This is a genomic window from Calditrichota bacterium (assembly GCA_013152715.1).
GTDB lineage: Bacteria > Zhuqueibacterota > Zhuqueibacteria > Thermofontimicrobiales > Thermofontimicrobiaceae > 4484-87.
The window spans coordinates 1-8,319 of the sequence record JAADFU010000039.1; the positions used below are offsets into that span (position 1 = coordinate 1).

Genomic DNA, 8,319 nt, shown 5'->3' on the forward strand with positions numbered 1-8,319 from the left:
ATGTTTTAACATCCAATTTACTGAAATAGTGCCTTCACCTTTTGGAATTTTTAAATCAAGTTCTCCCAAAATTCTTTTTTTTTCTGTTAAACTTATTTTATATGCATTTTTTCTGCCAGACGGAATTATTTTATCATTATTTAATCTAAAGTATTTTTCAATTTCTTGAGGCGAAATTTTTCCATATCCTAAATCAAAAAGCCGATTACTAATTACAAAAGGTGTCATATCCTGTCTGAATTTTATATGTTCAGTTACAAAATATAGCAAATATTTTGCTTTTTCTGTGGAACTAATTTCGTTAAATCTTATCCGTGATTTATATTGGTTCCACGATAAGTCAGCAATCTCTTTACTTGTAGTAACATGATATCCTATGATTGTTAGAAGTATTATTAAGCAGAGAATACTTAAAAGAATAAATATTATATTCATTGGCTTCTTCCAAGAATTTATTCGAGCAAATGCTAAATTGACTTCTTTTATCATTCTTTTCTTTTCATTAGGAGCAATTTCATATGCTTTTTCTCCTTTTTTTCTATCTCTTAAATCGATATGTTCAGAAAGTTTGAAATTGTATGTATCATTTTCTATTATTGATTTAACTTCTTCTTCTGATATTTGTTGTCCTTGGTCATTCAGTCTGTGAGTTATAATTTTGGGAGTCATATTCTTACGCAATTCTGCTACAACTGTAACAAAAAAAAGAATATATTTAATCTGTTCTTTTGGCGTCTTATTGTAAAAATTGACAAGACGAAAATAACTTGGTAATGTCAAATTCATTTTGTTAGTTCTCCAAGTTAAAAAATAACATATGAAATCCTATGTACATATATTGAATACAGCTAACATAATATTGGCTTCCCAACACCCGCCAAGATCTTGTCTATTTTTAGACAATTTCGTAATTTGATTATTCGATTTTGCAGGTATAAGTTCATGAGTGCAATCTAAAGGAGTTGCGATAATTTTTTTCTCCAATCCGTTTGCCGCCGGCTTTGCGAACCAATATCCTGATATTTTTTTTCCACATTATGAATTGGTGTCTGCTCGGGAAAGTAACTATCGTGTTTCGTTTGCATGACTGTGCGAAGCTGTTGCAGTAGTTTTGGCTTGGCATTTTGTGCAATTTTCGCATCGCTGCTCGGCATGGTTTCCTCTGCTTGGGGATAAGGGCAGTCGGGATATTATCATTAATATAGCACAGAAATCCAAAAATGTCAATAAAAAAAATAAAATTCTTCGTTTTCGATGATTTTGTGGTCATTGTTGGCAAATTTTTTTTAGATAAAAGCAAATTTGTGTCCAACCTTTTTAATTTTCTGTAAAACCTCAGTTGTGAGTATGGAACCCGCTGAAGCTGTTGACTGAACTATTTCTCACACACAATAAATTGTGGTGTTTGTTCAAAAATGAAGAGCCTAAATCAGCCCATGTGACCAACAAACTGCTTCAGCGGTTTCAAGATTCCACGCGCAGCAAAGGTTTTACAATTTTCTCTCATTTTTCCTTTGCAATATTGGGAAAATTTGCTATATTTGATGCTTAAAAGTAATGCTGAATTTGGATTGGGATAAGAGACAGAAAGGGTAATTCATGCCGAGATTTTATCAGTACACGGTGAATCAGTTAGATCAGATTTTGGAACAGATCAGAGAGAAAATGTACACGGAAATTGCGCCGCTGGAGATCAGAGGTTGGCGTTCGAAAGAGCCGCTGCCGTACGCGCAGCGCAGCGAGGGCGAGGAAGAAGTTTTTCGCCTCGGCGACAAATGGGGTGATTTGTTCGATTGCGCCTGGTTCCATTTCACCGGCCGCGTTCCTGCCAGCGCTGCCGGGGAGAAAATTGTGCTGCTGCTGGATGTGAACGGAGAGATGTGCATTTTTGATGAGAACGGCGTTCCCGTTCGCGGGCTGACAAATGTGAGCTCCGGATTTGATGACCGGCTCGGCGGTCCCGGGAAGCGGGTGTTGCAATTTTCGGAACGGGCCAATGGCGGCGAAATCGTCGCTGTCTGGGCGGACGCAGCGTGCAATGATTTGTTTGGATTTGTGAAAGAAAACGGTACAATAAAACAGGCCGCGATTGCTGTTTGCAATGACGAAGCGCGCGCTTTGTTTTACGATTTTGAAGTTCTGCTGGATTTAATGAAAGTTACCCCCGAAGACAGTGCGCGGCGACAGCGGATTTTGCGCGCGCTGAATCTTGCGGCAAACATTTTTGCGGCAGGAGACGAAAATTATCTCACTCGTGCGCGTGCGGAGTTGTCCGGAGAGCTGCTGAAAAAAGGCGGGGACCCGTCACTGAAAATTTCCGCCGTTGGCCACGCGCATCTGGATCTGGCATGGCTGTGGCCTGTCAGAGAGACGATCCGCAAGGGCGCGCGGACTTTTTCCACGGCGCTTGAACTCATGGAACGCTACCCGGATTACATTTACGGCGCCAGTCAACCGCAATTGTACGAGTGGATGAAAATTCACTACCCAACTCTGTACGAAAAAATCAAGCAAAAAGTCGCCGCCGGGAGAATTGAACCGCTGGGCGCTTCCTGGGTGGAATTTGACACTAATCTTCCCGGCGGGGAAGCCATTGTCCGCCAATTGCTTTTCGGCAAAAAATTTTTCAAGGCGGAATTCGGCGTTGAAATTGATCATCTCTGGCAGCCTGACGTTTTTGGCTACACGGCTGCGCTGCCGCAAATTCTGGAAAAAGCCGGCGTGCATTATTTCATGACGCAAAAGTTGTCCTGGAGTTTGATCAATGTTTTTCCGCACCATTCGTTCATTTGGGAAGGAATTGACGGAACTTCGGTTCTTACGCACATGCTGCCTGAAGAAACTTACAACAGTCAGGCGAGCCCTTTTGCTATTAAAAAAATTGAGAAAAATTACAAGGACAAAGATGTTTCCGAAGAGGCGCTTTTGGTTTTTGGTATCGGCGACGGCGGTGGCGGTCCCGGCGCTGAACATCTGGAACGGCTTCAGCGGATGAAAAATTTGGCCGGGTTGCCGACGGTAACGCAGCGACGGGCGCAGGATTTTTTTGCATCTTGGAAAAAGGATGCGGCAAATTTCGCGCGCTGGGTTGGCGAACTTTATCTGGAGCGACATCAGGGGACATTCACGACGAATGCCAGAAACAAGTGGTACAACAGGAAAATGGAAATCGCGCTGCGGGAAGCGGAATGGGCGTGTTCTTTGGCGAGAAAAGTTGTCGGCGGCGAATATCCGCAGGAAAAATTGGAAAAAATCTGGAAAGAGACGCTGTTGTATCAATTTCACGACATTTTGCCGGGTTCGTCCATTAAGCGGGTTTACGATGAATCGCTGGCGCGCTACGAAAAATTGCTGGAAGAAACCAGAAAAATCACAGAAGAAGCCTATCGCTCTCTGGCAAAAAAAGTCAACGCCGGTGGTAGCGTGAAAGCGGCGGTGATTTTCAATTCCCTTTCCTGGCAGCGCACCGAATGGGTGAAATTCGGAAATAATTGGCGCCAAGTCACTGTGCCGGCTCTGGGATACATCGTCGAAGATTTTTCCGGCGGCGCGGCGATTTCCGATGAAGTTAATTTGAGTGAAAATTCCATTGAAAATGACCTCCTGCGTCTGCGTTTTGCCGAGGACGGTACGATTGATTCGATTTTTGACAAGGAATTTGGCCGAGAAATTGTCCCTGAAAACGAGCAGGCGAATCAATTGCTGCTGTACCACGATGATGGCGATGCCTGGGATATTCCTTTGAATTATCGCGACATTCCGCCGAGAAAAATGCAATTAGAAAAAAGCGAAATGGCGGTTGATGGTCCCAAAGTTTCGCTGAAGCAGTTATTTCGCTTGGGGAACTCGACGCTGGAGCAGGAAATTGTACTTTTTGAGGGCAGCCGGCGCATTGATTTTAAGACAAAATTGAACTGGCGCGAAATCAAATCGATGCTGCGAGTGCAATTTCCCGTCAATGTGCACGCAGAAGAAGCGGCGTACGAAATCCAATTTGGTCATTATTTTCGTCCCACGCATCAAAATACGAGTTGGGATTTGGCAAAGGACGAGGTTCCGGCGCAGAAATGGGCGGATTTGTCCCAGGACGATTACGGCGTGGCGCTGTTGAACGATTCCAAGTACGGCTATCGCGTCAAAGGAAATGTGCTTGAGCTGAATTTGCTGCGCAGCGTGCCTTATCCCGGGCAGGCTGTTGTCAAGGATGAAGACGTGAAACCAGGCGAAGCGCATCATGCTTACACGGATCAACGGGAGCACGAATTTGTGTATTCGCTTTTTCCGCATCCGGGAAATCATCGCACTGGTGGAGTGAACAAAGCGGCGTACGGGTTGAACGTGCCGCTGCAGATTTTCGCTGCGGAAAATGAGAACGGCGATCTGACCGGGCAGAACAGTTTTTTTGAATTAGATTCGCCCGATGTAATTATCGAAGCGGTCAAAAAAGCGGAAGATGATGCGGGAACGATTTTGCGCTTGTGCGAAGCGGAAAATCAAAATGAGCGCGTCAAGCTGAAAATTGCGCTGCCTTTTGAGAAAATTTTTGAGACTGATTTGACGGAAAATGTGATCAGAGAAATTTCTGCCAGCGATGAAGGAATTGTGGAAATCGATTTTCAGCCTTTTGAAATTAAAACATTAAAAATTCTGTGAAAAATGAATCTGAAGAGGCATAAATGGAAATTTCGAAATTTGCACCTGTTATTTACGAACACGCGGCACGCGTGATCGGAAAAACGCCGTGGGAAGTTTCCCGCGACAAGAATTTGTTGGCTCAGGCACATGCGGAAGCCTATCGGATTTACCGCCACACGCCGATTGTGGTGGGAATTGACATCTACAATTTAGAGGCCGAAGCCTACGGCGCTGTGGTTGATCCGCCGCAAGGCACGGGAATACCCACCATCAGACAGCCGTTTTTTTCGTCGGCGAAAGAGATTGCTGATGTGCCTTTGTTTGAACCGGAAAAGGACGGCAGAATCAGTGATGTCATCGAAGCGGCTCTGGAAATCAAAAATATTTTTCGCGAAGCCGACGTACGAATTCCGGTCAGCGGGCCTTTTTCCATCGCCAGCCAGCTTTTGGGCATGGAAAATTTGCTCATGGAATCAATTATGAATCCCGACAATGTGTCTGTTGCGTTGGAGCGCCTGATTGAAGGGCAGGAAATTTTCGCCCGTTACATTCGGGCAAACGATCTGGATATTAGTTTTTTTGAATCTTCGGCAACGCCGCCGCTCATTTCGCCGCAAATTTTTTCCGACGTGGTCTTGCCGGGGCTGAAAAAAATGGTGCAAACCGCGGAGGAAATTTTTGGGCATCCGGTGGCCTGCATCATGGGCGGCGACACGGCGCCGATCATCGATCTGATCATGACCATCGGCGCCGGTTATGTCATTTGTCCCTATGAGACCGATCAGAAAAATTTTATGGAAAAAATGAAAAAATATTCCGACACGCTGGTGCGCATTAACATGAATCCTGAAGTTTTGGTGAGACACAGCGATGAAGATGTCTTTCGCGAAGTGGATCGTGTGTTGGAATTGGCAAAAATTCGAGAGAATGTTGTCATCGGCAGCGGGATTGTGCCTTACGAAGCTGAACCGGAGATATTGCTAAAAGTCAGGGACTATGTTGAGGAGAATATTTAGTTACAAACAAAAATAATTTCTAAAATAACAAGGCTTTATGAGACGGAGGGACTCTCACAAAGCCTTGTTTATTGAGAAACCAAAATGGAGGAAATATTGGTCACGCTACTTTTCTCTGGCGGAAAGTTTTTTTTTCATGATCACTTTCATGCCCTTTTTTGTTCGCTGGAGCTTCACGTCATCCATGAAAATTTTCATCAAATAAATTCCTCTGCCGTTTTTCCGACGCAGATTCTCCGGTTTGGTTGGGTCAGCGAGTTTTTGGGGAGCAAATCCCTTTCCTTGATCTTGCACAAGAATCTGAAGTTGATTTCCCTGTCTTCTGATTTTCAAATCAACAATTTTGTCAGGATCGTTTTTATTCCCATGGATGATCGCATTTGCCAGCGCCTCAGAAAGAGCTGTCAAAATTTCGCTTTTTTCCCGGGATGAACAACATTTTGATTTATCTAACCATTTGTCCAATTCCTGAACCATTCGTGTGATCTGGTCCGTTGTGCTTTTCAAGCGAAAGGTTAGTTCTTCATTTCCATCGAGGGCGATTTTCCGGAAATTTTCGTGATATGCCTGGTTCGATTTTTTCATAATTTTCGTTGCTCTTTGTTCGAGTCGATTAGAATTGAGTCATCTCCCCTCGAATCTGCAAATTTTGTTTAGTCTTCTATACGAAAAGAGTTTGAAATTGATTCAAATTTTTTTCATTTTTTGAGATGGATTGCTTTTCCCCTTGAAGGACACGTCGTCTTTGACGAATTCCAAGCCCCGTAAAAAAAGCGACAAACTGATATTAGAGCAAATTTGGAACATTTTTCTCTTGATTTAATGAAAAAATTTTTGTAAATTTGCGGGCGTTAAAAAATGGAAAAAGCCACCGTAGCTCAGATGGTAGAGCGCCTGATTCGTAATCAGAAGGTCAACGGTTCGATTCCGTTCGGTGGCTCGCATGATGAATGAGACCCGGTTTTTTTGAAATCGGGTTCTTTTGTTTAACCTGGCAAAGGTTAAAAACCTTTGTAAGGTTGTGGAAATGGAACATATTTTGTAACACTTTTGGGCAATGGTATTTGAGAGGGAACATCGATTTATTCGATACGTTTAAAAATTACATAAATTTGCAACATCACAATTGAAAAATATTCCGGAGTTTTTATGAAAAAATTTTCCATCCTTGCCGCTGTCACGCTTCTATTTGTGAGTGTGTCAGTCACCAATGCCGCAGAAAATTCCACTGCCGCAGGATTCCATTTTTTGCGCACATTTCCTGGTGCACGGCCGAGCGCCATGTCCGGGGCATTCGTTTCTTTCTCTGGCGATATTCATAGTATCTATTTTAATCCGGCCGGCCTCGCGGAAATCAAGGGCCGTGTGGCGTCGGCTTCCTACTTAAATCATGTGCTCGATTTTCAGTCCGGTTTTGCTGCGTACAGCCAATCGTTTAAAAATTGGGGACAATTTGCCGTTTCAGTAAATTACATGGACTACGGCGAATTTGATGAGACAGACATTAATGGCAATCAGTTGGGCAAATTTAATGCTGGCAGCTATTATTTGACTACTTCGCTGGGAAGAAGGCTGACTAAAAATTTGCTCATCGGTGCCTCGGCGAAATTCATTCACTCTACTATTGACAAATACTCCGCAAGTGCAGTGGCAATGGATCTGGGCATGATCTATCACGTTCCGTTTATTCAGGATTTCAATTTCGGCGTAGGAGTTTTTAATCTGGGAACCGCGGTATCGGCTTTCATCGATTCCAAAGACGCCCTGCCGCTGAACGTGGTGGTCGGTTTTTCCAAAAAATTGGCCCATTTGCCTCTGGAATACAGCATCTCTGCGAACAAATATATTGACGACGATGTTCAGTTGAATGTGGGCGGCGAATTTACGCTTGCTCAAAATGTCTGGCTGCGTCTGGGATATAGTTCCTATGGCAAAAATCAAAAAGTCGGCGCCACCGGTGATCAGTTTGCCGGTTTGTCGCTGGGACTGGGCATGCTCTGGCGAAGTTATCAGTTTGATTATTCATTGTCTTCCTATGGCGCGATTGGGTATTTGAATCGGGTGAGTTTTTCGTATCGGTTTTAGATTAGTGGTTTTTTTAACACCGTTCCTTTGAATTATATTTAATCAATTTTTGTATTTGGCACTGAAAATAATTATAATTTGCCAAAAACGGGATTGAGGACTAATCCCATAGTGCTTTTACAGGGGACTTGATCTATTTAATGAAACGAGATGATAATAAAAATGTTGTCAGAGAACAATTGGCTCTATTCGGCAGCAAACCTCAAATCCCTTTATCCGAAAATTATTTTAATAGACTGAAAAATTTACTGCAAAGTAATTTAGATTTTCATAATCAGAGAAGTGATTATTTTTCGCACAATTTTCACTCCTTTCCAGCAAAATTTCCTCCCCAATTGCCAAAAATATTTATTGAACAGTTAACTGACCCTTTTGACATTGTTTTGGATCCAATGGCGGGTTCCGGGACAACAATTGTCGAAGCTTTTTTCTCGAGCAGAAAAGGGATTGGACTCGATATTGATCCGCTTGCAGCCAAAATTTCTCTTGCCAAAATAACCCCGCTTGATAAAAAAAAGATCGCTGAATACGGGGCACAAATTTATCGTGATGCAAAAAATGATTTTATTAAAAATAAAAGCAA

7 protein-coding genes and 1 tRNA gene are annotated in these 8,319 nt (G+C 43.0%); 5 read left to right on the plus strand and 3 right to left on the minus strand.

Annotated elements, in window-relative coordinates; translation table 11 throughout:
• Together GXO74_03400 and GXO74_03405 are read right to left on the minus strand one after the other, a co-directional pair.
• On the minus strand, window positions 1-786 hold a 786-nt coding region (locus GXO74_03400; protein NOZ60705.1), incomplete at its 3' end, for a hypothetical protein.
• Between the two features lie 167 nt (window positions 787-953).
• Window positions 954-1,154: a hypothetical protein gene (locus GXO74_03405; protein ID NOZ60706.1), complete on the minus strand. Its 201-nt coding sequence runs from the start codon at window positions 1,152-1,154 to the stop codon at window positions 954-956.
• 445 nt (window positions 1,155-1,599) lie between these two features.
• Here GXO74_03405 and GXO74_03410 point away from each other — a divergent pair, with 445 nt between their 5' ends.
• On the plus strand, window positions 1,600-4,653 hold the full coding sequence (locus tag GXO74_03410; protein ID NOZ60707.1) for an alpha-mannosidase: 3,054 nt from the start codon (window positions 1,600-1,602) through the stop codon (window positions 4,651-4,653).
• A gap of 23 nt (window positions 4,654-4,676) precedes the next feature.
• Window positions 4,677-5,651 (plus strand): hypothetical protein, encoded by a 975-nt coding sequence (locus tag GXO74_03415; GenBank protein ID NOZ60708.1) that lies wholly within the window; start codon window positions 4,677-4,679, stop codon window positions 5,649-5,651.
• Between the two features lie 105 nt (window positions 5,652-5,756).
• Here the strand turns inward: GXO74_03415 and GXO74_03420 are convergent, their stop codons facing one another.
• Window positions 5,757-6,236 (minus strand): ATP-binding protein, encoded by a 480-nt coding sequence (locus GXO74_03420; GenBank protein ID NOZ60709.1) that lies wholly within the window; start codon window positions 6,234-6,236, stop codon window positions 5,757-5,759.
• A 282-nt stretch (window positions 6,237-6,518) separates the two neighbouring features.
• Between GXO74_03420 and GXO74_03425 the strand changes: the two genes are divergently transcribed.
• The 3 genes from GXO74_03425 to GXO74_03435 form a co-directional block, all read left to right on the plus strand.
• Window positions 6,519-6,591: transfer RNA gene (locus GXO74_03425), tRNA-Thr, on the plus strand.
• A gap of 209 nt (window positions 6,592-6,800) precedes the next feature.
• Window positions 6,801-7,736 (plus strand): PorV/PorQ family protein, encoded by a 936-nt coding sequence (locus GXO74_03430; protein NOZ60710.1) that lies wholly within the window; start codon window positions 6,801-6,803, stop codon window positions 7,734-7,736.
• Between the two features lie 140 nt (window positions 7,737-7,876).
• On the plus strand, window positions 7,877-8,319 hold a 443-nt coding region (locus GXO74_03435; protein NOZ60711.1), incomplete at its 3' end, for a site-specific DNA-methyltransferase.